A 24495-nucleotide genomic window follows, 5' to 3' on the forward strand; every position below is an offset into this window, starting at 1 on the left:
TGTCACAACAGCAATGATACCCGTCGGTTCCGATATTGCTGTGGTTTGTTTCGGCTCCGTAACCTTGACCGCGATCAAGTCCGCGTGACCTTTTGGTGCTCACCTGCCTGCCGAGGAACAGTAACGATACCGATGTGTTCCTTTCATGCGATGGCGGTTCCCCGCATCGAGCATCGCAAAACACCAGGCATGAGTAGGGATTTGCGAAGGCGGGGGGGACGCGGCGCCGCATTCCCCCCACCTTAACAGTTCTACATCATCCGGCGCGGCGCAGGACGAAGAAGAAAGTACCGGGGTCGCCGACCGCGTCCATTGCCCCCAACAGGGTTGACGCGTCGACCTTGCGGAATTGGTCGATGATCGGCAACTCGTTATAAATTATGCCAGCGGTTACCACGCCGCGATACTTCACCATCCGAAGCCGGGCCTTGGGACCGTCGGCCTCGAAGTCGGAGCGATGCTCGACTATGCTCTTACCCTTCGTCGCGGCGGCCTTGGACTTGACCGGGTCTACGGGAAATATTTCGCCTGTGCCGGCTTGCTTGAACAGGAGTGGGTTGGCGGCATCGACACTCTCAAAGCTCTTGCCGTACCATCCGCTTGACTCAAGCATGCCATCGGAAGGGTGGCCGGTGTTGAAGCCCTCGCCTTTCCAGGTGCCAAGCATGAAGTCCGTAGTAATTGGGTCGAGCGCGTCAAAAATCGCTCCAGCCTCCTCGGGGGTAGCCTTTCCGGCCTTAATCGCGTCTTCGAAGGTCATCTACTCTAACTCCTGCTAAATTACCGTTCAGCGATGCCGAACGTGCTGGTTGCCCCCGACGGTACGACGGACCTTGATCTCCCGCTCGATATTTCCGGCCGATGGTGATGAGGGCGGCGGCATGGACGGATCCCATTCGAGTCAGTCGACATTTTCGTTCGCACCCGCGAGGGGTCTGACGCTCTGCCTTGACGGGCCGGGAGCCGTTCCGTCGTGCGGTGTGTGCGAAGGTGGTCGTGGCCGGCCTGCGCGGGGGGGCGTAGCGCAGGCCGGACACTTATCGCACGGTCACAAGACGGACCGCGCGATCCGTTGTGCGGCAGGTTCAGTGGGCCTCGATGGGGCCCGCCGTCCGCTGCGGCTTTTTCAGGATGGCGACGACGCCCAGGCTGAGAACGAGGCTGACGCCGACGATGTAGAACCCGTCTGCGTAGGCCATCACGTAGGCCTCGCGGCGAACCTGCTGGGCCAGCATGCCGATGGCGGCGCCCTTCGCGGCTGCCTGGTCGGCGATATGCCCGTGCAGGCCGGCGGCAAGGGCCGCGAGGCGCTCCTGGGTGCGCGTGGCGTTCACGGTGATCGCCTCGGCCAGCACCGAGAAGTGCATGTGCTCGCGCCGGTCGATCATCGTCGAGAGCATCGCGATGCCGATCGAGCCGCCGAGGTTGCGCATCATGTTCGACAGCGCCGAGGCGTCCGCCGTGTCGCGCGGGGCGAGGCCTGCGGTCGAGAGCTGCGAGAGCGGGATGGTGAACAGCGGCTGGCCGATGGCGCGCATCAACTGCGGCAGGATCAGCTGGTCCATGCCGACATCGTGGGTCAGGCCGACGTTGATCCAGCAGCTCGCGATGAAGAACAGCGTCCCGGTCACCACCAGCAGCCGGGCGTCGAAGATCCGCATGATCAGGGGCATCATCGGGAACAGCAGCAACTGCGGCAGCCCCGACCACATCACGACGTAGCCGATCTGCTGGGCGTTGTAGCCCTGGATCTGCGCGCAGTAGACCGGGATGATGTAGATCGAGCCGAACGAGACCGCGCCGAGCACCGTCATCAGCACGCACGAGCCCCCGACCGAGCGGTTGCTGAGCACCCGCAGGTTGATGAAGGGCCGCTCGGCCATCAACTCGCGGACGATGAAGCCGGTGATACCGGCGGCCGCCAGCAGCGACATGTTCACGATGATCTGCGAGCCGAACCAGTCCTTCCGCTGGCCCTCCTCCAGCACGTAGGTCAGCGCCGGCAGCCCGGTCGCCATCAGGCCGATGCCGATCCAGTCACCCTTCAGGAGCTCGGCCCAGCGCGCCGGCACGTCGTCGAAGGCGCCGAGCTGGATGCCCATCGCGAGCGGACCGAAGATCAGGTTCAGGTAGAAGATGTAGTGCCAGGACAGGTTGTCGGTGAGCCAGCCGCCCACCGTCGGCCCGATGGCCGGGGCGAAGGTGGCGGTCAGCCCGAACATCGCGATGCCGATGGTCTGCTGGCTCTTCGGCAGGCGCGTGCGCACGATGACGATCGCGGTCGGGATCAGCACGCCGCCGGTGAAGCCCTGGCCGGCGCGGAACAGGATCATCTGCGGGAGCGAGGTCGAGAGCGCGCAGGCGAGCGAGAAGACGGTGAACAGCATCGTGTTCACCGACAGGTACCGGCGCAGGCCGATCACCGAGGAGAGCCAGCCGGTGAGGGGGATCACGATGATCTCGGCCATCAGGTAGGCGGTCGAGATCCAGCTGCCCTCCTCGGTGGAGGCGCCGAGCGCGCCCTGGATGTCGGCGAGCGAGGCGTTGGTGATCTGGATGTCGAGGATGGCGGTGAACGCGCCGAGGATCGCGCCGAACACCGCGAGCCAGTCGCGCGCGCTCGCCTTGGCCTCGGGCGCGCTCGCCGCTGCCGCCGCGGCGCTCATCGCGGCAGCGCCTCGCTGACCAGGGCGGTCGCTGGCCGACGCGGGTGCGGCGTCACCGGCTCGACGGCGTCATGGAGGTGGACGGTGGCCTCGACCGAGAGGCCGGGGCGCAGGCGGGCGAGCATCGGATCGGCATCGTCGAGGGCGACCCGGACGGGGACGCGCTGCACGACCTTGGTGAAGTTGCCGGTGGCGTTCTCGGGCGGCAGCAAGGCGAACTGGGCACCCGTTCCGGGCGAGAAGCTCTCGACCCGGCCCTCGAACTCATGGTCGCCCAGCGCGTCGACGGTGAAGGTGACGTGCTGACCCTCGACCATGTGCCCGGTCTGGGTCTCCTTGAAGTTCGCCACGAGGTAGATGTCGCGGCCCATCGGCACCACCGTGAGCAGGCCCGTACCCGCCGAGACGAACTGGCCGACGCGCAGCGAGCGGTCGCCGACCGTGCCGTCGATGGGCGCCGTGACGGTGGTGTAGGTCAGGTTGAGTTGCGCCTGCTCCACCTTCGCCTGCGCGGCTTCCAGACTCGCCCGGGCGCTGCCTTCCAGCGCCCTCAAGCTGTCGACCTGCTTGCGTGCGGCGTCCAGCGAGGCGACGGACTTGTCGTGCGCCGCCCGCTTCTGGCGCAGGTCGGCATCGGCCTGCTGCTGGCGCTGGGCGGTACCCGAGCCGGTCTGCAGCAGGTTCTGGTAGCGGGTGTATTCCTTGCCGGCGAAGTCGAGGGCCGCGTCGGTATTCTCGACCTCGGCCTTGGCCGAGGCGACCTGCGCCTGCTGCTGCAGGATGGCGGCCGCCGTCCCAAGGAGCTGGGCGCGGTTCTTCCCGACCTCGGCCTCGGCCTGCTTGAGCATGACCCGGTACTCGCGGTCGTCGAGGCGGGCGATCACGTCGCCGGCCTTCACCGGCTGGTTGTCACCCACCAACACCTCGGCCACATGCCCAGCGATGCGGGGCGCGACCGTGACCTTGTCGGCCTGGAGGTAGGCGTCCTCGGTGGTTTCCAGGAAACGGCCGACCGTCCACCAGTGCCAGCCATAGCCGCCGCCGCCGCCGAGGGCGGCGAGGAGGATGACCGGGAGGACCAGGCGTGCCTTCCGGCGTTTGGCGGCCGGCGGGGTGACCGGTTGAACCGAGGCGGTCAGCGCAGGGCCGGCTGCCATGGTAGCGGTTGCAGCTTGCGTTTCCGGCTGGGGAAGGTCGCCAGGTCGAGCGTCCATGGTGGTGGCCAACATCAATACGATACGGTAAGGTATCGATACAGGGCGCCGTGGAAGATGACAAGGAGAATGATGATGGCAGCGACCATGATGGCCGAACCCGAGGCGTTGCCGAAGCGAGGGACCGGCGGTCGGCCGACGCGTGAGGAAGCCGCCCGACGCGAGGCGCGCATCGTCGAGGTGGCCACCCAGCTGTTCATCGAACGCGGCTTCGACGGCACCTCCATCGACGCGGTGGCGGAGGCTGCGGGCGTCAGCAAGCCGACGCTCTATTCGCGTTATCAGGACAAGCGCGCGCTGTTCGAGGCGGTCCTGCAGGATCGCATCCGGGAATGGCTCGCACCCCTCTCGGCGGCGGCCGAAACGCAGGCGCTGCGCGCCACCCCTGCGGATGCCGCGACGGTGCTGGATGAATTGAGCCGCAACCTCCTCGACCGCTCCCAGGCCCCGGGCGCCGCCGCGCTCACCCGCTGCATCGCCGCCCAGGCCATGCAGTTCCCCAACCTCGCCAAGCTTGCCTACGAGGAGGGGTGGCTCCGCGGCGTCAGGGTGGTCGGTCGTCTCCTTAGCGTCATGACAGAGCAGGGTCAGATCGCGGTCGACGACCCCGAGATCGCCGCCGACCTCTTCCTGAACCTCGTCATGGGGCGCAGCTCGCGGCAGGCGCTGTACGGCATCGAGGTGAACCTGGAAGCACAGGAGAAGCGCCGGCGCGCCGCCGTCAGTCTTTTTCTCGCCGGCGTCCGTCCTGATCCTGCTTGAAGAGCCCGACCGTCATATCGTTTCCGGATGTGGATCGCCCTCTTGTTTGATCAGCCTGCAAGCGGACTTTTGCGCCTTGCGAGTAGGGTCAAAAGTGGCTGCGAGGGCGACGTCCGCTTTTCCGCCCCGAAGCAGAACGTCACAAATCAACCCCGAGCCGTCGTTCCGCACCCAACCCAAGCCAGCCGTCCCGAGAGCCGTCGGCGCGTCCTGAAAGTGGCCATTCGTCCCCAAGCGGACGTTCCGCCTACGACCCTTACCCGGCGTACGCGACGTCGCCCGACCTACGCTGAGCGGCCATACGCCGGCTGTCGTTCACGGTCGTTTCAAGATCTCCGCTAGGTGCGCCCGTTCGCTCCGGAGCGGGTGATCAGGCACGCGATGCGACGGCGCGTGCGTAGCTTTCGAGCACGCGTGCTCTTAGCGCAGTGCAAGGATGTCCGGGCTGGCAAGGCAAGCCTCCATGATGGCCTGATCGGTTTTCCGGCGCGGCTCTGCGTGGCCCGGCACCTCGACGGACTCGCCGATGCGCACCGTCTTGAACGCGGACGGGTCGCCGCCCCCGCAGCGCAGCAGGGCTTCGAGCATGAGGGCGGGGGTATCGCGTCCTTCCTGGCTGAGCGGGAAGGTGCCCCAATGGATGGCCATGGCGCGTGAGGCGCCGCTGCGCTCGAACGCCCGGATCGCATCGACAGGCCCGATGTGGTCACCCGCACCCATCTGGCCGGGTTCGAACCGGAACGCGCCGATGGGGATCAGGGCGTAACGGATCGGCCCCAGGGCCGCGGCCTCGTACGGCCACTTCCCGTCGCCCATGCCGGTGTCGCCCGCGAAGTAGAGGTTGCCACCCGGAAGCGTCACGACGAACGCCGACCAGAGTGCCCGGTTCCGGTCGAGGACACCGCGGCCGCTCTGATGGTGGTTGCGCGTCGCCGTCACGGAGATGTCGCCGCGAACCCGGACGCTTTCGCCCCAATCGAGCGTCGCGACGTCGATGCCGCTCAGGTCCCGGTCGTTGCCGAGCCCGGCGACGATCAGGGGGCGGTCGCGCGCCCACAGGGTCCGCAGGGCGACTTTGTCCATATGGTCGTAGTGGTTGTGGCTGAGGAGGATCAGGTCGATCCTCGGCAGGTCCTCCATCCGGATGCCGGGGGCGGCGACGCGCGTGACCCCCAGCCCGAATGGGCCGACCCGATCCGACCAGACGGGGTCGGTGAGGATGTTCAGTCCCTGCGTCTGGACGAGGACCGTGGCATGGCCGACCCATGTCGCCACCATCCTATCGCCGTCGATCCGCCCGACCGGCTTGGCTCGCGCGACCTCGATGCTGCCGGGCCATTCCGGGCGGCCGTCCGTCTTGGTCAGGTGTCGCCACACGTAGCCCAGACGCGTGCCGCTCTTCGGCATCCAGGCGGTATCGTCCGCACCGCCCGGATTGAAGAAGCGCTCGCCGTCGAAATGCCCGCTCGGCGAAGGGGGATGGGTTCGACCGGAGGTCATACATGCGGTGACGACCCCGAGCAGGACGAGACCGGCCAGGAGTGCCGCGACGCCCGGCATGGCTCAGTTGAAGTTGCTGGCGGGAGCGGCCGTGCGGCCACCATCCACGGCCAGTTCGGCGCCCGTGATGAAGCCCGCTTCCTTCGAGAGCAGGAACAGGACGGCATGAGCCACATCCCGGGGCCGGCCGACGCGACCCAGGGGAACGATGGCACCCATCTTCTCCGCCGCCCCTGCACCGGCAGCGTTTTCGATCATCGGTGTATCGATGGGACCGGGGACGACGAGATTGACCCGGATGCCGTCCTTCGCGAGTTCGATGGCTGCCGTACGCGACATCGCGGCGACGGCGGCCTTCGTGCCGGAGTAGGCGATGGCATGCGGGGCCGCCCTGACGCCCGCCTCGGAGCCGATGTTGACAATGGCCCCCCCGCCGTTGCGGCGCAGGGCCGGGACCACGTGCTTGATGCCGAGCAACTGCCCGAGCTGGTTGATCCGGATGCCGTCCATCACGGCTTCGGCGTCGAGGTCCGTGACCAGGCCGGTGATGGTGACGCCCGCGTTGTTCACGAGTCCGGTGACCTTGCCGAACGTCTCCTCGGCACGGGCCACGATGGCCACCCAATCCGCTTCCCGTGCGACGTCCTGGCGCTGGAAGCAGGCTCGCTCCCCGAGTTCCTCCGCGATGCGGCGCCCGTCGGCCTCGTCACGGCCGCCGAACACGACCTTGGCGCCAGCCTCCACCAGGAGGCGTACCTCGGCCTCGCCCTGACCACGCGTGCCACCGGTGACGATGACGACCTCGCCCTGCATGTCGTTCATGATGGTTTCCCTGAAGGTTAGAGTTCGCAAAAGGGGCCGTAGGCTTCCGCCAGGATGTCGCCGATGGGACGCCGGCCCTCGCCGGCGACCCATTCGCGCGCGGCGATGCGCAGGCCGCCGATGGCCAAGGCGGCAGCCATGCGGGCGGCCACGGGGGCTGCGCCCCGGACCGTGAGGGCGTCCGAGAGCAGATCCTCCCATCCGAGGTACTTCTCGTGCGCCCGCGCCCGCAGCGAGGGTGTGCGCTCGATCAACCGTCCGACGGCGAGCGACACGGGATGTTCGCCTTCATGCCGCCCGACATGGCGGGAGACGGCGTCGAGGGCCGCCCGCACCGTGTCGGTGATGCAGTCGAGCCCGTCGAGCTCACGCACGAGACCGGGGCCGGTCGACATGGCCCAGGTGAGGACGATGTCCTCCTTGGTCTCGAAGTACCGGAAGACGCTGCGACGCGACACGCCTGCAGCCTCCGCGATGGCATCGACCGAGGTGGCCTCGTACCCGTTCGCGAGGAACTGGACGATGCCCGCCTCGACGATGCGTTGACGGATGGCATCCTGCTGCTGTCGGCTCAGCACGACGGGGAACCCCGGCTCTCGGTCATGATCCCGTCGTCCCGGTCAGCGCATGAGGCGGCGCATGATGGTACGGACGAGGACGTCGGGCAGGAACGGAAGAACCGTCAACGAGATCGCGGAAGCGGGATAGCGTAGCTTGCCGGAGGTCGAAACGGCGGCCTCGTAGACGACGGCGGCGATCTTCGCGGGCTCGACCCCTGCGTCGGGGTCGCGCATCAGCTTCTCGATCTTCTCGAAACCCTTGTAAGCGCCTCGCAACTCCGGCGCTCGGGCTTCGTCCGAGTTGCGGGAGAAGTCCGTCTTGACCTGTCCCGGTTCGACGACCTTCACGCGAATGCCGTGCAGTCCGAGCTCGAAGCGGATCGACTCGGAAAAGCCTTCGATTCCGAATTTCGCCGCCTCGTAGATGGAATTATAGGGAAAACCGATCCGTCCCGCCTCCGATGTGACGTTGACGATCGCTCCGCGTCGCCGCCTGCGCATGTGCGGTATGAGTTCCCGCATCATGTTCATGTGACCGAAGACGGCCGTATCGAAGTGTCGCCGGATCTGCTCGTCGGTGAGGAACTCGAACGGGCCGGTGATGCCGTATCCCGCGTTGTTGACCAGAACGTCGACCGCATCGAAGCGCGCGATGGCCTGCTCGACGCAGCGGCTGACGTCATCTTTCCGCGAGATGTCCGCGACTGACCTCAGGAGCCGTGACGAAGCCGGCAGGTTCGCTTCGAGCTTTGCCATGTCGCGCCCCACCGCGACGACGTTCCAGCCCTTGTCGAGGAACAGCATCGCAGAGGAGGCGCCGACGCCGGAGGAAGCGCCCGTGATCAGGACTGTCTGGTTCCGTGGGTGGGCCATCGTCTATCCCTGCGGGGCCGGCGCCGCATCCTTCCGGCCCGCGGCTCCGCGGCCCGACCTGCACGCTTAATATGTGACACTGAGTGCCACATTCAAGTGGTGTTCGCCCGGATGGATGTGCGGCGGTATCGGGAGACGTGCCAGCCGTCGTTCCCACGCCCTGGGCGTTCCTGCCGAACCGAAGGGGATTTCCGCAGGCATCCCTGCTGACGGACCGGTCGGACCCCCCATCGTTCCGCGAACCATGCCGCGCACGCCGTGGGCGGCTTTCGTACGTCGCACGCGGACACCACCCGTTTCTGGCTCGGCAGCCCGGAAACGGATGTTCCGCACATGCCCCGGGGCAGCGTCCACGGCCGAAGTGAGCAACGGGAAGCGCTTCCCGCATCCCGCTTCGCTCGAACTGACCGTACGACATCGATGCAGGGACGACCTCAGTCCCCCCGCCTGGGCTCCTCGCATCTCAGGTTGTGGATGGCATCCCAGCGCCCGGAACAAACCGTGGCCAACCGGCTTAATTCCTCAGCTTGGCCGCCGGATGGGGGCTGGAATGCGCGTGAGATCAAAGACCGGTCCGGTCAAGTCCACCCCGCCCCCTGCGAAGAGGGTGGCGTCCTCCCACGCTCGGATCCCGTCGGGATCCGCGGCGTCGAAGGCCAAGGAGAAGAAGACGACGGTACGGATCTTCGTCTCCTACAGCCACGCGAACGCGACACAGCAGGCGAAGCTTCAGATCCACCTGGCTCAACTGAAGCGCGACGAGGTCGAGACCTGGGTCGACGAGCGCATGGAGGCCGGCGACAGGCTCAGCACCGAAATCTCGCGCAAGCTGCGGGAGGCGGACATCTTCGTCGCCCTGATGAGCCCCGAGTACATCGCCAGCCGCTGGTGCCAGCTGGAGTACAACCGGGCGATGGGCAGGCGTGCCAGGGGCCTCATGCGCGTGGTCGTCGTCGTGGTGCGGCCCTGCGCCTGGAAGGATACGGGCGCGTCCGATCTCAAGTCGCTTCCCCGCGACGGGCGCAGCGTCATCGACTGGCGGTCCATGGACCATGCCTTTGCGGACGTGGCCGAGGGCATCAAGGGCGCCGTGCGGGCGGTGCGGGCCTCGATGCCGGCGAAGGCGACGCGTTCCAAGCCGGCGGCCAAGGCCGTCAAGCCGCCGGCGGTCGCCAAGGTCGCTTCGAGGGTGCGGGCGAAGCCGAAGGCCGTCCTCACTGGAAAGCGGCCCACCCTGAGCCGTGCGGCCAGGTAGAAACGGATCGGCGACGGTCGGGAGGGTTGGGAGGCGACATGCCAAAGAACATCGTCGTCTTCTCCGACGGCACAGGCCAGGAAGGCGGGCTTCGCGAGGAGCAGCGCCTGAGCAACGTATACAAGCTCTATCGGGTCTGCCGGGTCGGCCCCGACAGCGGCATCGACCCGAAGGACCAGGTCGCCTTCTACGATCCCGGCCTCGGGACGGACGGCTCCGCCACCGGGTTCTCGGGCGCATACCGACGATTGCAGAAGCTCCTGTCCTCTGTGACGGGCCTCGGCATCACCAAGAACATCGCGGACTGCTACGCCTTCATCATCGACCACTACGAGCCGGGCGACCGCATATTCCTCGTCGGCTTCAGCCGGGGCGCCTACACGGCCCGGTGCGTGGCGAACGTCCTCTTCCTCTGCGGCGTCCCCACGACCGCGCCGGGCGGCGAATGCCGTACTCCCGGCCTCTGGGGAGCGGTCGGGCATTGGCTGAGCGAGAAGCTCCTGCGCCGGAAGCCCGTCGCGGCCCCGCCGGCCGATGACCCGCTCCCGGGGAGCTACCTGCCCAGGTTCCGCAAGGCCACCCGCGACATCGCCAACGAGGCGGTCATGCGGGTCTACGAATACGGCGCCGGTTACCCGCGGGCGCGGTACGAGGCCGAGCGCTTCGAACTCGCGAGGCGCTTCCGGCACACCTACGGTTCCGGCGACGACGCCCGCGCCAACGTCGCCCCGCATTTCATCGGGGTGTTCGATACCGTCGCCTCGCTCGGGGCGGTCGGGCCGCTGCGCTGGGGCATCGCCGTGGGCCTGACCGTGCTGGCGGCCCTCCTCGTCGCCGTGCCGGCCGTCCTGCTCGACCTTGCGTTCCGGACCGGGTTCTGGACGCCGTTCGCGACCGTCGCCGCACTGTCCGCGGCCTTCGTCCTGTGGCGATGGCTGCCGACGGCCGTGAAATTCATCGTTGGCTCGCCGGTCGACGGCAAGACGCACTTCCACATCGCCCAGTGGCGCTCGGCGAACTACGACCGGCTGCTCAGCGGCCAGGTCGGCTTCGCCCGGCACGCCCTGTCCATCGACGAGACCCGCAGGGACTTTGCCCGCGTCGGCTGGGGCGGCAAGGGCGTCATCCGCGAGAAGGTCGTCGGCGAGCCCGACCCGCTGATCCAGATGTGGTTCGCGGGCAACCACTCCGACATCGGCGGAAGCTACCCCGAGGCCGAGAGCCGGCTGTCGGACATCGCCCTTGAATGGATGGTCGGGCAGGCCACCCGCATCCCGGCCCCGCTGCTCGTCGACGGCATGGACCACGAACGGCCCGGGACCGGCCGGCTGCACCTCCATCCGGCTGCGGACGGGATGCAACACTGCGAGGTCGCCAACATGCGCGACACCATCGCCGGCATCTTCCCGGGCTGGGCGGCACGTCGCCTGGGATGGCTCGGTTGGCCGGTGAAGGTCCGCGACGTTCCCGAGGAGGCGCTGGTCCACCCGAGCGTCCGGGAACGCTTCGCCCTCGCCGGGGTGACGCAATGCGCCGGCCGGGGTCCCTACAGGCCGGAGTCCCTGGCCGGCCACAAGGACTTCAAGGCCGGATATCCGGCCGCGGCAAGCCCGGCCACGGCCGCTCCCACGACCTGACCATCACCCTTCCCCATGCAGGCCTCCGACGAGGCCGACCGGACGACGAGGCGGCGGATGAAGCTCGACAGTTTCAGGGTCACGAATTTTCGCAGCGTCGAGGATTCCGGCGAGATCACGCTGGGCGACATGATCTGCCTCGTCGGCAAGAACGAAGCCGGCAAGACGGCGCTCCTCCATGCCTTGGCCGGCCTGAACCCGCATCCCGCCACACCCATCGCCTATGACAAGGAGCGGGACTACCCGCGGCGCTACCTGAACGACTATCGCGGGCGCCACCCCGAGGACGATGGCGAGGCCGTCGTCGTCACCACCCAGTGGACCCTGTCGCCCAGGGATATCGCGGCATTGGCGGCCCAGTTGGGCCCGGACTGCCTGAGGTCAGGTCAGGTCACCCTGACGCGCCGCTACGAAGACAAGGCCTTCACCATCGAAGCCTCAGTGAACCTCCAGGCCATCATCGAGCACCTCATGGCCGGTCACGAGCTTGACCAGGACGAGCGGGCGCCCTTGGCGGAGGCCCGCAGTACGGATGAGCTCCGCAAGGCCCTGGAAGGCTTGTCCGAACCGACGGATGCCCAGGCCTCCCTCCTGAAGCAGATCACCGCCCTCCCGGGGAAGAACGCCATCGGCTTCGTCTACGGCTACATCCGGTCGGTGACGCCGCAACTGATGTACTTTTCGCATTACGACCGGATGTCCGGCCAGATGCGGGTCGACGACATCGTCCGCAGCGATGGCGAGCCCTACCACAGCCCCGTGCACCCGCATGGATCCAAGAAGCTCAACGTCGGCGAGAAGGTCTTCCTCGACTTCCTGGAATTCGCGGGCACCTCCGTCGAGGAGATCAAGGAGTCGAAAACCTACGAGTCCCTGAACGCGAAGTGCGAGTCGGCGTCGAACGCCATCACCGACCAGTTGCGGGAATACTGGACCCAGAACGCCTTCCTCGAAATCGAGGTCAGGGTCACCAAGGCCGAGCCGAACGACCCCGCCCCCTTCGACACGGGCGTCATCGCGCGGGCGCGCGTGAAGAACACACTCCACCGGGTCTCGGTCCCTTTTTCGGAGCGGAGCGCAGGCTTCATCTGGTTCTTCTCGTTCCTGGTGAAGTTCGCCCAGGTCAGCAAGGACGGCGGCAACCTGTTGCTCCTCCTCGACGAACCGGGCCTGACCCTGCACGGCAAGGCCCAGGCCGACCTGCTCCGGTACTTCGACGACAAGCTGGTGAACAACCACCAGGTCGTGTTCTCGACCCACTCGCCCTTCATGGTTCCACCCGAAGACCTCACGCTGTCACGCATCGTCGAGGACCAGATCGAGCAGAAGCGGCCCGGCTTCTGGACGACCAAAGGCACCAAGGTTCGCGACGACGTCCTGGCGACCGACCCGGACACCCTGTTCCCGCTCCAGGCGGCGCTGGGCTACGACGTCACCCAGGCGCTGTTCATCGGCAAGCACACCCTGCTGGTCGAGGGTCCCGGCGACCTGGTATTCCTCAAGGCGCTCTCGGCACAGTTGAAGCGCCGCAAGAGGACAGCGCTCGATCCGCGCTGGACGATCTGCCCGGCCGGCGGGCTCGACAAGATCCAGTCGTTCGTCTCGCTGTTCAAGGGAGCGAAACTCCACCTGGCGGTGATGTCCGACAGGGCGCAGGGCGACAAGCGCAAGCTGGAGCAGCTCCGGGCCGCCGGTGCCATTCCCGAGAACCGCATCATGAACTACCCGGACGTGCTCGGGCTGCCCGAGGGGGATGTCGAGGACGTCTTCGATCCCGAGGCCTACCTCGCCATCGTCAACGCCGCCTATGGCCTGAAGGGCCGGAACGTCCTGACCGTGGCGAAGCTCGACAAGGAGGCGGCAGGGGCGGTGCGCCTGGTCAAGCGCGTGGAGGCCGCCTTCAAGCTCCTCCCCGCCGATACCCCGGAGTTCGACCACTTCACGCCGGCTGACTGGCTCATCCGCAATCCCGCCGTGCTGGACGAGAGGATCCCGGCCATCGAGACCACCTTGGACAACGCCGAGAAGATCATCCGGGCCATCAACGGTGCCCTGTCTGGGTGAGCGGCGCAATCAGGGCGCGACCCGTCAACCGGCAATCGCCGATACCACCCGCTTCCGTCGTCGCGGTCCTGGTTCTCGAAGTATCTCGTGTACGTCACGCGGATGCGCATCTTCGGGTTGAGCCGCCCCACGTCGGGGGCCTGCCCGGGCGATGGCCTCCCGGGCGAGCGACGGCGGAAGCAGACCGAGGGCCTGATGATCGGGTATCCAGCCCGTCCCCGGCAGCACGCCCCCTTGACCAGGTGCATGAACCTGACCTCGCCGAAGGTGTCGGGCGGCCTGCGGTCGCACAGGTGGGCCGACCGCACGATCACGCGTAGGGGCTGCTCCCGGCCGGTGATGCGGTCGAGCGTGGATACGCGGACCGGAAGGGGGGGATCTCAGGAATCCCGCGAGATCGCGTACCCGGCCATGGCGCCATCGGCATCACCCGACAGCCACGACAACAGCACCAGGACGCCCATCCCGAGGAGCAGGACCCCGATGAGGGCGAGGACGAGGTCGGAGAGACGGCCCTCGATGGCGCCGGGACGACGCCGCGGGAACTGACGAGGCATGATGCTTCACCTGGTTCTGGGAGGTCGTATGGGGCGGGCGCCGCGCACCTTCGGGGCGCGGCCGGTCCCGGCTCAGCGGTGGGCCGGGCGGGCCGGGGCGAACCGCAGCACCAGCGCCCCGGCGGCCATGCAGGCCAGCGAGCCGATCAGCACGCCCACCTTGGTCTCGGCTTCGAGCTCGGGCGCGTTCGCGAAGGCGAGCAGGCCGATGAACAGGCTCATGGTGAAGCCGACGCCGCACAGGAGCGAGACCCCGTAGACCTGCCACCATCCCGCATGGGCCGGGCGCTGGGCCAGCCCGAGCTTGACGGCGGCGAGCACGAGCCCGAACACCCCGACCTGCTTGCCGACGAACAAGCCGAGCGCCACGCCGAGCGTCACCGGTTCGAGGAGCATCCCCGGCGTGATCCCCGCCAGCGACACGCCGGCGTTGGCGAAGCCGAACACCGGCAGGATGAGGTAGGCCGACCAGGGATGGACCGCGTGCTCCAGGATGTGCAGCGGCGAGGTCGGGTCGTCCGGCCTGCCCACGCTGAGGCGCAGCGGGACGGTCAGGGCGAGCAGCACGCCGGCGATGGTCGCGTGGATGCCCGACGCGAGCACGAACACCCAGAGGACGACGCCGAGCAGCAGGTAGGGCCACAGGCGCGCCACGCCGGCCTTGTTGAGCCCGTAGAGCACGGCGAGCGTCGCCGCGGCCCCGCCCAGCATCGGGAGCGACAGGTCGGCGGTGTAGAACAGGGCGATGACCAGCACGGCGCCGAGGTCGTCGATGATGGCGAGCGCCGTCAGGAAGACCTTGAGGGAGACCGGCACCCGGGGGCCGAGCAAGGCCAGCACGCCCAGCGCGAAGGCGATGTCCGTGGCCGCCGGGATGGCCCAGCCCCGCAGCGTCTCGGGCGAGTTCCGGTTGACCGCGGCGTAGACGAGGGCCGGCGCGGCCATGCCGCCGAGCGCGGCCAGACCCGGCAGGACCCGGTCGGGCCAGGTGCGCAGGCGGCCGTCGAGCACCTCGCGCTTGATCTCCAGCCCGACGAGCAGGAAGAACACCGCCATCAGGGCGTCGTTGATCCAGTGCAGGACCGACAGCGGGCCGAGATGGGCCTTGAGCGCGGCGAAGTAGGCGTCCGCCAGCGGCGAGTTCGCCACGACCAGTGCCAGCGCGGCGCTGGCCATCAGGACGAGGCCGCCGCCGGCCTCGCTGACGAGCATGTCGCGGAGCGCCGACAGACGCCGGCGAGGCGGCCGCGGAACGGCGTGGGAGGGGGACGGCACGGGCACGGGTCTCCGGCGCTGGCGGCCCGACCAGCGCTCGACCTGCCGGTCCGACCGACGGACCGCGCACCCTGCCGGGCCTATCGCACCGATGCCGGACGGGCACAACCCGCGCCCCGGAGGATCCCCGGGCGGCGGACGTAAAGGGCTCGTCCGGGACGTTTCAGGAGCCGGTCCGCAAGCCCGGGCTTCAATGTGCCGCCGCGAGCTCCTCTTCCGCCTATGCAGGAAGCTACCCGAGGCCATCGACCGCTATCGGACGGGGGGCGGCCCGGCCCGGCCCCCGCCGGTCATGCATGCCCGATCCAGCCGCGCCACGTGAAAGCCGCGAAGAAGAGTTCGGCGTCGCCGAAGCCGGCAGCCCGCAGCACGGCGGCATCCGCCTCGGGCGCGAGGGTGTGCAGGTGGGATTCCACGGCGCTCCGCGCCTTCTCCGCCTGGTCGCGGTCGGCGCCGGAAGCGACCGCGTAGGCCTCGTAGCGTGCTGTCCATCGCGAGCGGCTGTCGTCCTGCGGGAAGCTGCCGTGCGCGGCGACGAAAGGCGCGCCAGCCTTCAGGCGACGATGGATGGCCCGGACGGTGTCCTCGCGCGCCGCAGGGTCGAGGAAGTGCAGGGTGAGCAGGCATGTCGCCGCGTCGAAGGGGCCGACGGGCGCATCGTCGATGTAGCCCTCGACGAGGGTGATCCGGTTCATCAGCGGCCCGAGCGTGCGTTCGGCCTGGCGGAGCATCGCCCGCGCCGGGTCGACGCCGACGAAGGTCCAGCCGGGATGCGCCTCGGCCAGCGCCCGCAGCTCCAGTCCCCCTCCCGCCCCGAGGACCAGGACCCGCGCATCGGTCGGTGCGTGCTCGGCCAGCAGGATGCCGGTCATCCTGTGAAGCGCCTCGAAGCCGGGCACGAAACGTCGAGGCCCGTCGGCATACCGTGCGGCGGCCTCCGGGTCCGAGAAGGCGGCCACGAAGTCTGTCGGTTCGGGCTGCGCGCTATGCTTCATGGGATCGGGCCTCCCGCCCACATGGTCCGCGCTTGGCCAGGCGCGCATGGAAATCGGCGCTGAGACGGGCCAGTGTGACATCGCCCAGACGCGAGAGCAGCAGGGCTTCTGCGTCCCGGAAGGCGTCCGCGAGGGCCGCGTTGACCGCCTGCTCGACGAGGCAGGTCGGCTCCTCGCTCCGGTGCCCCATCGCGAACACCTCCGGCGAGCCGAGCGCGACGTAGACATCGTGCAGGGTCACCCGGTCGAGGTCGCAGGCGATGGTCCAGCCGCCGCCATGCCCCTTCCCGGACGCGACCAGCCCCAGGTCGCGCAGTCCCGCCATCGTCCGGCGCACCACGACTGGGTTGGTCCCCATCATCAGGGCCAGCCGCTCGGACGTCACCGGTCCGTCGGCCTCGGCCATGTGGAGGAGGACGTGCAGCACGCCCGACAACCTGCCATCCCGTCTCATGAAACTTATGATGTTGCATGATGCATGGTCCGTCAAGCGGGACCGGGCCGGAATGCCCGGCAAGGCGGCGGCCGCCGCGCTGGTTCGGGCCGCGGGAGCGACCTGCATCATCCCGTCTGGACATGCCCATGTTCGTCCTGCCGGGGAGGCAAGGAAACGAGCCGACGAGTGCCCCGACGCGGCCGGTTGGAACGCCGGCCGGGCTGGCGCATGTCGCTTGCCCGGCGGTACCGTCTATGCGGGCAACTGTCGTCGATGGTTGCCAGTGCCAGCGTTGAAGCCTTCGCCTTGATGTGCCATGACATGCTGATGAACGGTCCGCCCGGCTCCGGGAAGTCCATGCTGGCGGCCCGGCTCCCGTCGATCCTGCCGCCGCTGACGCCTCGGGAGCTGCTCGACATCTCGATGATCCAGTCGGTGGCGGGCGAGCTGAAGGACGGCGCGCTCTCGAACCGCCGGCCGTTCCGGCAGCCACACCATTCCGCCTCCATGGCGGCACTCGTCGGCGGCGGCCTCGGGGCCCGGCCCGGGGAGGTGTCGCTCGCCCATGGCGGCGTGCTGTTCCTGGACGAGCTGCCCGAATTCGCGCCGCAGGTGCTCGACAGCCTGCGCCAGCCGATGGAGACCGGCGAGGTCATGATCGCCCGGGCGAACCACCGGGTGACCTATCCGGCCCGCTTCCAGCTCGTGGCCGCCATGAACCCGTGCCGCTGCGGCCAGGGTCTGGAGCCGGGCTACGCCTGCCGGCGCGGGCCGAACGAGCGCTGCATGGCGCAGTACCAGGCCCGGATCTCCGGGCCGATGCTCGACCGGATCGATCTGCGCATCGAGGTGCCGGCGGTCACGGCCGCTGATCTGATCCTGCCGCCGCCGGCCGAGGGCTCCCGCGAGGCCGCCGCCCGGGTCGCCGCCGCTCGCACGCTTCAGACGACGCGCTACGCCGCCCGCGCTTTGCCGGCCGCCACCACGAACGCCACCTGCCCGGCGACCCTGATCGAGGAGGTGGCGAGCCCCGACGCCGAGGGGACGGCCCTGATCCGGCAGGCGGCGGAGAGCATGCGGCTCTCGGCCCGCGGTTTCCATCGGACCCTGCGGGTGGCGCGCACGCTCGCCGATCTCGACGGCGAGGCGCAGGTGCGCCGTCTGCATCTGGCCGAGGCCCTGTCCTATCGCGGCCGTGGTGACGCTTCGGCGGCGGCCGCGTGAGGGCGGACCTGACCGTCACGATCGGCCAGGCCAGCGCGGCCGGGCGGAAGGAGGCCAATCAGGATTTTCACGGCGCCCTGGTGCCGTCCCAGCCGGCGCTCGGCCTGAAGGGTATCGCGGTGGCACTGGCCGACGGGATCAGCAGCAGCGCGGTCGGTGCCCTGGCGAGCGAAACCGCGGTCAAGAGCTTTCTCAGCGACTACTACGCGACGCCCGATACGTGGTCGGTGAAATCCTCGGCGCAGCGCGTGATCGCGGCGACGAATTCCTGGCTCTACGCCCAGACGCGGCGGGGCCTCGACCCGCACGATGCCGACAAGGGCTACGTCACCACTTTCAGCGCGCTGGTGCTGAAGGCGCGCACGGCGCACCTCTTCCACGTCGGCGATGCCCGGATCTGCCGCGTCGCCGGCCGGTCGCTGGAGCAGCTCACCGAGGATCACCGGGTCGTGGTCTCGGCGGCGGAATCCTATCTCGGCCGCGCCCTGGGCGCGGGCGGGCATGTCGAGATCGACTACCACGCGGTGAGCGTCGAGGCCGGCGACGTCTTCGTGCTCACCACCGATGGGATCCACGAGCATGTCCGCGCCCGGGACGTGGCCGCGATGATCGCGGCGGCCGGGGACGATCTCGACGGTGCCGCCCGGGCGATCGTGGCGGCCGCGCACGAGGCCGGCAGCCTGGACAACCTGACCGTCCAGATCGTGCGGCTCGACTCCGTGCCCGAGGGCGAGCCGGCGGATCTGCTCGGCGGTGTCGAGGGGCTGGATCCCGCCCCGCTGCTCGACCCGCCGGCCGAATTCGACGGCTACCGGCTGCTGCGCACGCTCCATTCCGGGCCGCGCAGCCGGGTCTATCTCGCGATCGACGCGGAGACGGGGGATCGAGTCGCGCTGAAGGTTCTGTCGCTCGACCTGCGCGACGACCCGGCCCAGCGCAAGCGCTTCGCCCTGGAGGAGTGGATCGCCCGGCGGATCGACAGCCCGCACGTCCTCAAGGCCCATCCGCAGACCCGCCGCCGCAGCCACCTCTACACGGTGATGCGCTACGTCGAGGGCCAGACCCTGACGCAGTGGATGCGCGACCACGCTGCGCCCGAGCTGGAGGCGGTGCGCGGGCTGATCGAGCAGCTCGCCAAGGGCGTGCAGGCCTTCCACCGGCGGGAGATGGTCCACCAGGATCTGCGACCCGACAACGTCCTGATCGACAAGGCCGGGACCGTGCAGGTCATCGACTTCGGCGCCACCAAGGTGGCCGGGGTGGTGGAGGGCGATCCGCGGATCGACGCCGCCGAGATCTTGGGCACGGTGCAGTACACGGCTCCGGAATGCTTTCTTGGCGAGCCCTCGACCGCGTCCTCCGACATCTTCTCGGTGGGTGTGATCGCCTATCAGATGCTGACCGGCCGGCTGCCCTACGGCGATCGGGTGCCCCGGGCCCTGACCCGGGCCGCCCAGCGCAAGCTTCGCTACGCCTCCGCCCGGGGCGTCCGGCCGCTATTGCCGGTCTGGGTCGACGGGGCGCTGCGCAAGGCCGTCCATCCCAATCCCGCCCGGCGCTACCAGGCGCTCTCGGAGTTCGTCCACGACCTCCGGCACCCCAACCCGGCCTTCACGGAGACGCGCCGGGCCTCGCTGCTGGAGCGGGATCCGCTGCTGTTCTGGCGTCTGCTGTCCCTGGTGCTGGGGCTCATCGCGCTCGTGCTGGCCGGCATCCTGATCGCCCACCCGCCGCGGTAATGTGTAAGAGCCTGTTTGACAGGCCTTTCCCATCCGCGCCCTCATCCTGAGGTGGCGTAGCGCAGCGAAGCCCTCGAAGGAGCCCTCCAGCCGGCCGCGCGATCCCTGGAGGGCTCCTTCGAGGCGGCTGCGCCGCTCCTCAGGATGAGGGGACGATTGGGATACACCTCAGTGAGAACCGGCACGCGACTGCGATCACGCAGTGAAACAGGCTCTAAGGTTCAGCCGTCGAGCTCCGGATACCGGCGATAGATCCCGTCCTCGTTGAACGGGATGCGCCGGTCGCTCGTAAGATAAGCGGCGATGCGCGGCCGCTGCGCCACCGCCTCGTGCAGCCGTGCGACATGAGGCGTCTCGCGCAGGGCCGCGGCGGAGGCCCTCGGGAAGGCGTAACGCAGGCCGGCGACGAGCTGGAACAGGGACAGGTCGGCATAGGAGAGCGTCGAGCCGACCAGATGTTCGCCGCCGTTGGCTCTCAGCACCCGTTCGAAATACCCAAAAAATTTGGGGATGCGTTCGTCGCGGAAACCCTGTGCCCTGCGCAGCGCTTCCGGCTTCTGGTCCGCGTAGTAGAGGCCGACGCTGAGGGGGTGATGGGTGTCGTGGGCCTCGTCCACCGCATCCGCGATGGTGAGCTGCAGCTGGTGCGTCCAGATCCGGTCCGGCTCGGATACGCCCACGAGGCCGAGGCGGGGGCCGAGATAGAGCAGGATCGCCGCCGTCTGGCCGATCACGACGGCGCCGTCGCGCAGGAATGGCGGCGCGAAGGGGGGCCGCGGATTCTTCGGGTCGTCGAGGCGGTCCAGCATCGGCTCGATGCCGCCGTCGTCATCGTCCCGGCGGGCGACGTCCACGTAGTCGGCGCCGGCCTCTTCGAGGGCCAGGCGGACGAACTCGCCGCGCCCCTGGATCATCGGCCAGTAATGCAGCTCGTAGGGCATCGCGTCTCCTCGACCGAGAAGACGCAGCGCCCTGCCTGGTTCCCGCTCAGTTGGCCGGGGCGTCGCCGTCGGTGACCTTCTCGGGCGGCGGCTCGGCGCTGGCGACCGCCTTGTGGGCCAGCATCGGCTGCAGATGCTCGGCGAGCTGCTGATCGAGGTGCTTGACGTAGGCGCCCTTGAAGTAGCGCTCGCCGGTCTTGGCACCGTAGATCCGATCATGCGCCTGGATCATCGCGGCGACCTCCGGGCGGCACAGGAATCCCGTGATGCCCACCGCCTCGTACCAATGACCGGCGCGGGCCTCGGCGGTCGCCTTCGGGTTGGCCAGCACGGTCTCCGCGAAGCACTCCGTCGCCGCCTGCCGCAGCGGGCCCAGGACCTTCTCGGCCTCCGCCTGGTTCACGGCCGGAGCGGCCGGGTGGCGGTGGGGACGGGCCTGCGCGGTCGAGACCAGCGTGAGGACGGCGAAGGTGGCGAGGATCGTGGACTTCATGCGGGCGGCCTCGTCGGGTGTCCGAATGGCGTTCAGCATTCCCTCATGATTGCGTCGGGATCGCGGCTGAGGGGACGTTGCATCCGCCCGATCTCGGGCAAGATGCGGACCATTTCGCGACGCGTCAGCCGCGCCGCTCGGCCCGCCAGCGACCGCGGCATGCGACGGCGCCGGTAGCGACCCAGGTGCCGGCCCCGAACCCGTTGGGGCCGAGCCGGCCGGCGACGTCGGCGGTGGCGATGCCGCTGGCGATCGAGCCGCGCACCACGCCGTTCCGGGTGACGCTGCCCTGCACCACGAAGGCGGTCCCGACAAGCCGGGCCTGCCCGTGCTCGATCCGCACCGGGTACCGATAGGCCCGGTCGCAGGCGCCGGCCTCGGTGAGGATCTCGACGCTCCAGGTGCCGTCGAACCGATCCGGGACCGGGACGCCCCGCGGCATGGCCGCCGCGGGACGCGCGCATCCGAGGATCAGGCCGGCGCCGATCAGGCGCGCGAAACGGTGTCGGCTCATGGCGTTGGTCGGGGCAGGCAGATGGGGGCGTCTCAGCAGGTCGCGGGGGCCCGCATGGCGGCGCGCAGCGCGCCGTCGAGCAGGGCCACCAGATCGCAGCCGACATGCAGGAAGGCGTGAACGCCCGCGGCCTTCAGCGGATCGAGCAGATCCGTCGGTTTGCCGGCAAGGTAGATCGTGCCGGCTCCGGCCTGCTTCAGCGCCTCCGCGGCCGGCACGGCCTGCTCGGCGTAGATCGCGTCGGTGGAGCAGATGCAGGCGAGCGCGGCACCTGAGCCCCGGAACGCATCCGCGAGGGCGGCCGGATCGGTGAAGCCGTCATTCGAGACCGCCTCGATGCCGCCGGCCGCGAAGGCGTTGGCCGCGAAGGTCGCCCGGGCGTTGAACGCGGACACCGCGCCGAGATTGGCGAGGAACACGCTCGGCCGCCGGCCGGTCTTGGCCAGGTAGGCATCGGAGGCGTCGCGCAACGCCTCGAAGGGCTCCGCCAGGCGGGTCGAGGGCAGCGCATCGCAGGCGACCGCCGAGCCCGAGCCGAAATTCGAGCTCGGTCCGGCGGTGACCGGCTTCACGTCGAGGACCGTGACCGGCTTCTCGGCGAGGTTCGGGAACTCGCTCGCGCCGGTCAGCGGCGCGCGGCGGGTCGCCACCGCCTTGGCCCGGGCTTCGCGGGTGGCCTCGATGCGCCGCTGCAGCTTGCCGACGCTGAGCGAGGCGACGATCCCGCCCTCGGCCTCGATCGCCTGGAACGCCGCCCAGGCCGCCTCGGCGAGCTGGTCGGTCAGGGCCTCGAACCCGCCCGCGCCGGCGGCGGGGTCGGCGACCCGGGCGAGGTGCGATTCCTCCAGCAGCACGATCTGGCTGTTGCGCGCCACCCGGCGGGCGAAGGCGTCGGGCAGGCCGAGCGCCTGGGTGTAGGGCAGGATTGTGATCGCATCGGCGCCACCCATGCCGGCAGAGGCGGCGGCCATGCCGGTGCGCAGGATGTTCACGAACGGGTCGCGCCGGGTCATCATCCGCCACGCGGTCTCGGCGTGGAGGCGCAGGGGCCTCGGCTCCAGACCGCAGGCCTGCTCGATCCGGGCCCAGAGCCGGCGCAGGGCGCGGAACTTCGCCACCGTGACGAACTCGTCGGCATCGGCGGCGAGCAGCACGGCGATCCGGTCGCGGGCGGTGGCGAGGTCGTGGCCGGCCGCCTCCAGGGCGCGCAGGTAGGTCACGGCGGTGGCGAGCACGGCGGCGAGCTCGGCCGCCTCGCCCGCGCCGGCCTCGTGATAGGGGCGTCCGTCGGCCAGGAAGGCCCGGCCGCCGAAGCCCGCCGCTTCGAGGTCGGAAACGGTGGCGGCCAGCCGCGGGGCGATCTCGCTCCAGACCGCGCCGAGGCTGCCGGTGGCGGCGAGCGTCCCGACCGGATCGATGCCGAGGTCGAGGTCGTAGCTGGACAGGTCCTCGCCCCGATGCGCCGCCAGGGCCTTCACCAGGCCGGCGACTTCCAGGCCGCGGGCGCCGGCATCGAGGCGCAGGCTGATCAGCGGCAGCATCACGCCCTTCAGCAGGGCGTCGAGATCGGCGACGCTGCTCACGGTGAGGCCGTAGCCGCGGGCGGCGGGTGAGCCGGCAAACACCAGAGCCAGAGCGTCCGCGCCGCCTTCCAGATCGGTCATCGCCTGGGCGTTGGCGGCGGCGATCTCGGGATGGTCGACCCGCTGGGAAACCCGCCAGGGACCCGGCTCGCGGAAGGGCTGGGCGGTCGGCTCGGCCCGGGGATAGAGCGGCTCGATCCGCAGGCCGTCGCTCGTCCGGGAGACCAGACGCTTCTCGAAATCGGCACCCTTCAGGACGTTGTCCACGAGGCCGAGCCAGCGCGCCCGGTCGGCGGGCTCGAACAGGTCGGCGAGCGGTGTGTCTTCCATCGGAACGTCCCTGGGCGCGGCGTCTTGTGCACCGCTTTCAGGGTCGTGCCTCGCACGCCGCTCGCCCGGAGGCAATCGCCCGAAGGGCGAGGATTGTTATCCGAGGATGATCAGCCCGGCGAAGCCCAGCGCGCCGACGATGATCCGCCACCAGGCGAACAGCCGGAACCCGTGGCGGGACACGTAGTCGAGCAGCACGCGGACCACGAACAGCGCCGAGAGGAACGAGACGATGAAGCCGATCACGATCAGGCCGACATCGTCGCGCGACAGGAACTTGTAGTTGTCGAACAGGTCCTTGGCGAAGGCGCCCGCCATGGTCGGCATCGCCAGGTAGAACGAGAACTCGGTGGCGGAGCGCTTGTCGGCGCCCATCAGCATCGCGCCCACGATGGTGGCGCCGGAGCGCGACACGCCCGGGATCATGGCGAGGCACTGGAAGATGCCGATCTTCAGGTCCATCGGCAGGGTGAAGTCGTAGACGTCGGTCTTCTTCACCTCGAGGTCGGTGTCGTCGATGACGAGGAGCACCAGGCCGCCGGCCACCAGGGTCGCGCAGACGATCCACGGGTTGAACAGGTAGGCCTTGATCACCTTCGAGAAGAGGCCGCCGATGATCGCGGCCGGCAGGAACGCCACCAGGATGCCGATCACGAAGCGGCGAGCCTGGGGATTCGTCGGCAGCGCGGTGGCGATGCCGATCAGCCGGCGGAAATAGACCGCGAGGATCGCCAGGATCGCCCCGAGCTGGATCAGCACCTCGAAGGTGTTGTTGGGCGAGTGGAAGCCGATGAAGTGGCCGACCAGCAGCTGGTGACCGGTGGATGAGACCGGGATGAATTCGGTCGCGCCCTCCACCAGGGCGAGCAGGACCGCCTTGCCGATGCTTGCCGGATCCATTGTCGAGCCTCGCGCCGCGGGCGCGCGACCGCCCCTCGTGAGCGTGCCGCGGACCATGGGAAAATTGCGCCCGGAGGCATCGCCCATCAGGGTTGACGGGCAGTTACCGGAACAGGCGGCGCGTGTTAAGGGCTCGGCAACGATCGAGCAATAAC

21 protein-coding genes and 1 pseudogene are annotated in these 24495 nt (G+C 69.1%); 6 read left to right on the plus strand and 16 right to left on the minus strand.

Translation table 11 applies throughout. The features are described 5' to 3' along the window. Window positions 1-256: 256 nt before the first annotated feature. From LGR69_RS09035 to LGR69_RS09045, 3 genes are all read right to left on the minus strand, one after another. Window positions 257-760, minus strand: coding sequence for a DUF4334 domain-containing protein (locus LGR69_RS09035; RefSeq protein WP_230365835.1), 504 nt, complete (start codon window positions 758-760; stop codon window positions 257-259). Window positions 761-1085: 325 nt separating this feature from the next. Then, window positions 1086-2666 (minus strand): DHA2 family efflux MFS transporter permease subunit, encoded by a 1581-nt coding sequence (locus LGR69_RS09040; protein ID WP_230365836.1) that lies wholly within the window; start codon window positions 2664-2666, stop codon window positions 1086-1088. Continuing rightward, the gene (locus LGR69_RS09045; RefSeq protein ID WP_230365837.1) at window positions 2663-3823 is read right to left on the minus strand and encodes an HlyD family secretion protein; all 1161 of its coding nucleotides are present in this window, start codon (window positions 3821-3823) and stop codon (window positions 2663-2665) included. Before LGR69_RS09045 ends, LGR69_RS09040 begins: the two co-directional genes overlap by 4 nt. Window positions 3824-3955: 132 nt before the next feature. Between LGR69_RS09045 and LGR69_RS09050 the strand changes: the two genes are divergently transcribed. Then, entirely contained in the window at window positions 3956-4642 is a 687-nt protein-coding gene (locus tag LGR69_RS09050; protein ID WP_230365838.1) for a TetR/AcrR family transcriptional regulator, read from the plus strand. Window positions 4643-5062: 420 nt separating this feature from the next. On the opposite strand, the gene LGR69_RS09055 is transcribed toward LGR69_RS09050, so the two are convergent. The 4 genes from LGR69_RS09055 to LGR69_RS09070 are packed head-to-tail and all read right to left on the minus strand — an operon-like array spanning window position 5063 to window position 8397. Beyond that, window positions 5063-6202 (minus strand): MBL fold metallo-hydrolase, encoded by a 1140-nt coding sequence (locus tag LGR69_RS09055; RefSeq protein WP_230365839.1) that lies wholly within the window; start codon window positions 6200-6202, stop codon window positions 5063-5065. A 3-nt stretch (window positions 6203-6205) separates the two neighbouring features. Then, the gene (locus LGR69_RS09060; protein WP_230365840.1) at window positions 6206-6964 is read right to left on the minus strand and encodes an SDR family NAD(P)-dependent oxidoreductase; all 759 of its coding nucleotides are present in this window, start codon (window positions 6962-6964) and stop codon (window positions 6206-6208) included. 17 nt (window positions 6965-6981) lie between these two features. Then, window positions 6982-7542, minus strand: coding sequence for a TetR/AcrR family transcriptional regulator (locus tag LGR69_RS09065; RefSeq protein ID WP_230365841.1), 561 nt, complete (start codon window positions 7540-7542; stop codon window positions 6982-6984). 42 nt (window positions 7543-7584) lie between these two features. Continuing rightward, window positions 7585-8397 (minus strand): SDR family oxidoreductase, encoded by an 813-nt coding sequence (locus tag LGR69_RS09070; RefSeq protein WP_230365842.1) that lies wholly within the window; start codon window positions 8395-8397, stop codon window positions 7585-7587. Between the two features lie 607 nt (window positions 8398-9004). Between LGR69_RS09070 and LGR69_RS09075 the strand changes: the two genes are divergently transcribed. From LGR69_RS09075 to LGR69_RS09085, 3 genes are read left to right on the plus strand one after another with little or no spacing between them, the layout of a single operon-like run. Continuing rightward, window positions 9005-9652, plus strand: a complete 648-nt coding sequence (locus LGR69_RS09075; protein ID WP_230365843.1) for a toll/interleukin-1 receptor domain-containing protein — start codon at window positions 9005-9007, stop codon at window positions 9650-9652. Window positions 9653-9690: 38 nt separating this feature from the next. Beyond that, window positions 9691-11289, plus strand: coding sequence for a DUF2235 domain-containing protein (locus tag LGR69_RS09080; protein ID WP_230365844.1), 1599 nt, complete (start codon window positions 9691-9693; stop codon window positions 11287-11289). Between the two features lie 57 nt (window positions 11290-11346). Further along, window positions 11347-13353 carry an AAA family ATPase gene (locus tag LGR69_RS09085; RefSeq protein ID WP_230365845.1) on the plus strand — a complete coding sequence of 669 codons (2007 nt, stop codon included), beginning with the start codon at window positions 11347-11349 and terminating at the stop codon, window positions 13351-13353. A gap of 380 nt (window positions 13354-13733) precedes the next feature. Here LGR69_RS09085 and LGR69_RS09090 read toward each other — a convergent pair whose 3' ends face one another. The 4 genes from LGR69_RS09090 to LGR69_RS09105 all read right to left on the minus strand — a co-directional run bounded on the left by LGR69_RS09090 (window position 13734) and on the right by LGR69_RS09105 (window position 16634). Further along, window positions 13734-13910, minus strand: a complete 177-nt coding sequence (locus LGR69_RS09090) for a hypothetical protein (RefSeq protein ID WP_230365846.1) — start codon at window positions 13908-13910, stop codon at window positions 13734-13736. A 72-nt stretch (window positions 13911-13982) separates the two neighbouring features. Then, window positions 13983-15122 (minus strand): Na+/H+ antiporter NhaA, encoded by a 1140-nt coding sequence (gene nhaA / locus LGR69_RS09095; protein ID WP_230365847.1) that lies wholly within the window; start codon window positions 15120-15122, stop codon window positions 13983-13985. Between the two features lie 353 nt (window positions 15123-15475). Further along, window positions 15476-16180, minus strand: a complete 705-nt coding sequence (locus LGR69_RS09100; RefSeq protein WP_230365848.1) for a class I SAM-dependent methyltransferase — start codon at window positions 16178-16180, stop codon at window positions 15476-15478. After that, a complete protein-coding gene (locus LGR69_RS09105; RefSeq protein WP_230365849.1) occupies window positions 16170-16634 on the minus strand; it encodes an Rrf2 family transcriptional regulator in 465 nt (154 codons plus the stop codon). The genes LGR69_RS09100 and LGR69_RS09105 overlap by 11 nt, the downstream gene beginning before the upstream one ends. A gap of 261 nt (window positions 16635-16895) precedes the next feature. Here LGR69_RS09105 and LGR69_RS09110 point away from each other — a divergent pair. Together LGR69_RS09110 and LGR69_RS09115 are read left to right on the plus strand one after the other, a co-directional pair. Beyond that, window positions 16896-17840 (plus strand): annotated as a pseudogene (locus LGR69_RS09110) (YifB family Mg chelatase-like AAA ATPase); the annotation flags it as partial. Then, window positions 17837-19579: a bifunctional protein-serine/threonine kinase/phosphatase gene (locus LGR69_RS09115; RefSeq protein ID WP_230365850.1), complete on the plus strand. Its 1743-nt coding sequence runs from the start codon at window positions 17837-17839 to the stop codon at window positions 19577-19579. The pseudogene LGR69_RS09110 and the gene LGR69_RS09115, both read left to right, overlap by 4 nt. 221 nt (window positions 19580-19800) lie before the next feature. Here LGR69_RS09115 and LGR69_RS09120 read toward each other — a convergent pair whose 3' ends face one another. From LGR69_RS09120 to LGR69_RS09140, 5 genes are all read right to left on the minus strand, one after another. Beyond that, on the minus strand, window positions 19801-20520 hold the full coding sequence (locus LGR69_RS09120) for a glutathione S-transferase (RefSeq protein ID WP_230365851.1): 720 nt from the start codon (window positions 20518-20520) through the stop codon (window positions 19801-19803). 46 nt (window positions 20521-20566) lie between these two features. Continuing rightward, window positions 20567-21013, minus strand: coding sequence for a hypothetical protein (locus LGR69_RS09125; RefSeq protein ID WP_091860580.1), 447 nt, complete (start codon window positions 21011-21013; stop codon window positions 20567-20569). Between the two features lie 124 nt (window positions 21014-21137). Continuing rightward, window positions 21138-21527 carry a hypothetical protein gene (locus tag LGR69_RS09130; RefSeq protein WP_091860328.1) on the minus strand — a complete coding sequence of 130 codons (390 nt, stop codon included), beginning with the start codon at window positions 21525-21527 and terminating at the stop codon, window positions 21138-21140. 32 nt (window positions 21528-21559) lie between these two features. Then, a complete protein-coding gene (locus LGR69_RS09135; RefSeq protein WP_230365852.1) occupies window positions 21560-23440 on the minus strand; it encodes a methylmalonyl-CoA mutase family protein in 1881 nt (626 codons plus the stop codon). A gap of 96 nt (window positions 23441-23536) precedes the next feature. Further along, the gene (locus LGR69_RS09140; protein WP_007561446.1) at window positions 23537-24340 is read right to left on the minus strand and encodes an undecaprenyl-diphosphate phosphatase; all 804 of its coding nucleotides are present in this window, start codon (window positions 24338-24340) and stop codon (window positions 23537-23539) included. Window positions 24341-24495 lie beyond the last annotated feature (155 nt).

It is taken from the genome of Methylobacterium brachiatum (assembly GCF_020523825.1).
Classification (GTDB): domain Bacteria; phylum Pseudomonadota; class Alphaproteobacteria; order Rhizobiales; family Beijerinckiaceae; genus Methylobacterium; species Methylobacterium brachiatum.

What these genes read in the sequence shown, in the direction of transcription:
- LGR69_RS09035 (WP_230365835.1), bottom strand. Translation starts at nt 760, where the DNA reads ATGACCTTCGAAGACGCGATTAAGGCCGGAAAGGCTACCCCCGAGGAG.
- LGR69_RS09040 (WP_230365836.1), bottom strand. Translation starts at nt 2,666, where the DNA reads ATGAGCGCCGCGGCGGCAGCGGCGAGCGCGCCCGAGGCCAAGGCGAGC.
- LGR69_RS09045 (WP_230365837.1), bottom strand. Translation starts at nt 3,823, where the DNA reads ATGGCAGCCGGCCCTGCGCTGACCGCCTCGGTTCAACCGGTCACCCCG.
- LGR69_RS09050 (WP_230365838.1), top strand. Translation starts at nt 3,956, where the DNA reads ATGGCAGCGACCATGATGGCCGAACCCGAGGCGTTGCCGAAGCGAGGG.
- LGR69_RS09055 (WP_230365839.1), bottom strand. Translation starts at nt 6,202, where the DNA reads ATGCCGGGCGTCGCGGCACTCCTGGCCGGTCTCGTCCTGCTCGGGGTC.
- LGR69_RS09060 (WP_230365840.1), bottom strand. Translation starts at nt 6,964, where the DNA reads ATGAACGACATGCAGGGCGAGGTCGTCATCGTCACCGGTGGCACGCGT.
- LGR69_RS09070 (WP_230365842.1), bottom strand. Translation starts at nt 8,397, where the DNA reads ATGGCCCACCCACGGAACCAGACAGTCCTGATCACGGGCGCTTCCTCC.
- LGR69_RS09080 (WP_230365844.1), top strand. Translation starts at nt 9,691, where the DNA reads ATGCCAAAGAACATCGTCGTCTTCTCCGACGGCACAGGCCAGGAAGGC.
- LGR69_RS09085 (WP_230365845.1), top strand. Translation starts at nt 11,347, where the DNA reads ATGAAGCTCGACAGTTTCAGGGTCACGAATTTTCGCAGCGTCGAGGAT.
- LGR69_RS09090 (WP_230365846.1), bottom strand. Translation starts at nt 13,910, where the DNA reads ATGCCTCGTCAGTTCCCGCGGCGTCGTCCCGGCGCCATCGAGGGCCGT.
- nhaA (WP_230365847.1), bottom strand. Translation starts at nt 15,122, where the DNA reads ATGCTCGTCAGCGAGGCCGGCGGCGGCCTCGTCCTGATGGCCAGCGCC.
- LGR69_RS09100 (WP_230365848.1), bottom strand. Translation starts at nt 16,180, where the DNA reads ATGAAGCATAGCGCGCAGCCCGAACCGACAGACTTCGTGGCCGCCTTC.
- LGR69_RS09105 (WP_230365849.1), bottom strand. Translation starts at nt 16,634, where the DNA reads ATGAGACGGGATGGCAGGTTGTCGGGCGTGCTGCACGTCCTCCTCCAC.
- LGR69_RS09120 (WP_230365851.1), bottom strand. Translation starts at nt 20,520, where the DNA reads ATGCCCTACGAGCTGCATTACTGGCCGATGATCCAGGGGCGCGGCGAG.
- LGR69_RS09125 (WP_091860580.1), bottom strand. Translation starts at nt 21,013, where the DNA reads ATGAAGTCCACGATCCTCGCCACCTTCGCCGTCCTCACGCTGGTCTCG.
- LGR69_RS09130 (WP_091860328.1), bottom strand. Translation starts at nt 21,527, where the DNA reads ATGAGCCGACACCGTTTCGCGCGCCTGATCGGCGCCGGCCTGATCCTC.
- LGR69_RS09135 (WP_230365852.1), bottom strand. Translation starts at nt 23,440, where the DNA reads ATGGAAGACACACCGCTCGCCGACCTGTTCGAGCCCGCCGACCGGGCG.
- LGR69_RS09140 (WP_007561446.1), bottom strand. Translation starts at nt 24,340, where the DNA reads ATGGATCCGGCAAGCATCGGCAAGGCGGTCCTGCTCGCCCTGGTGGAG.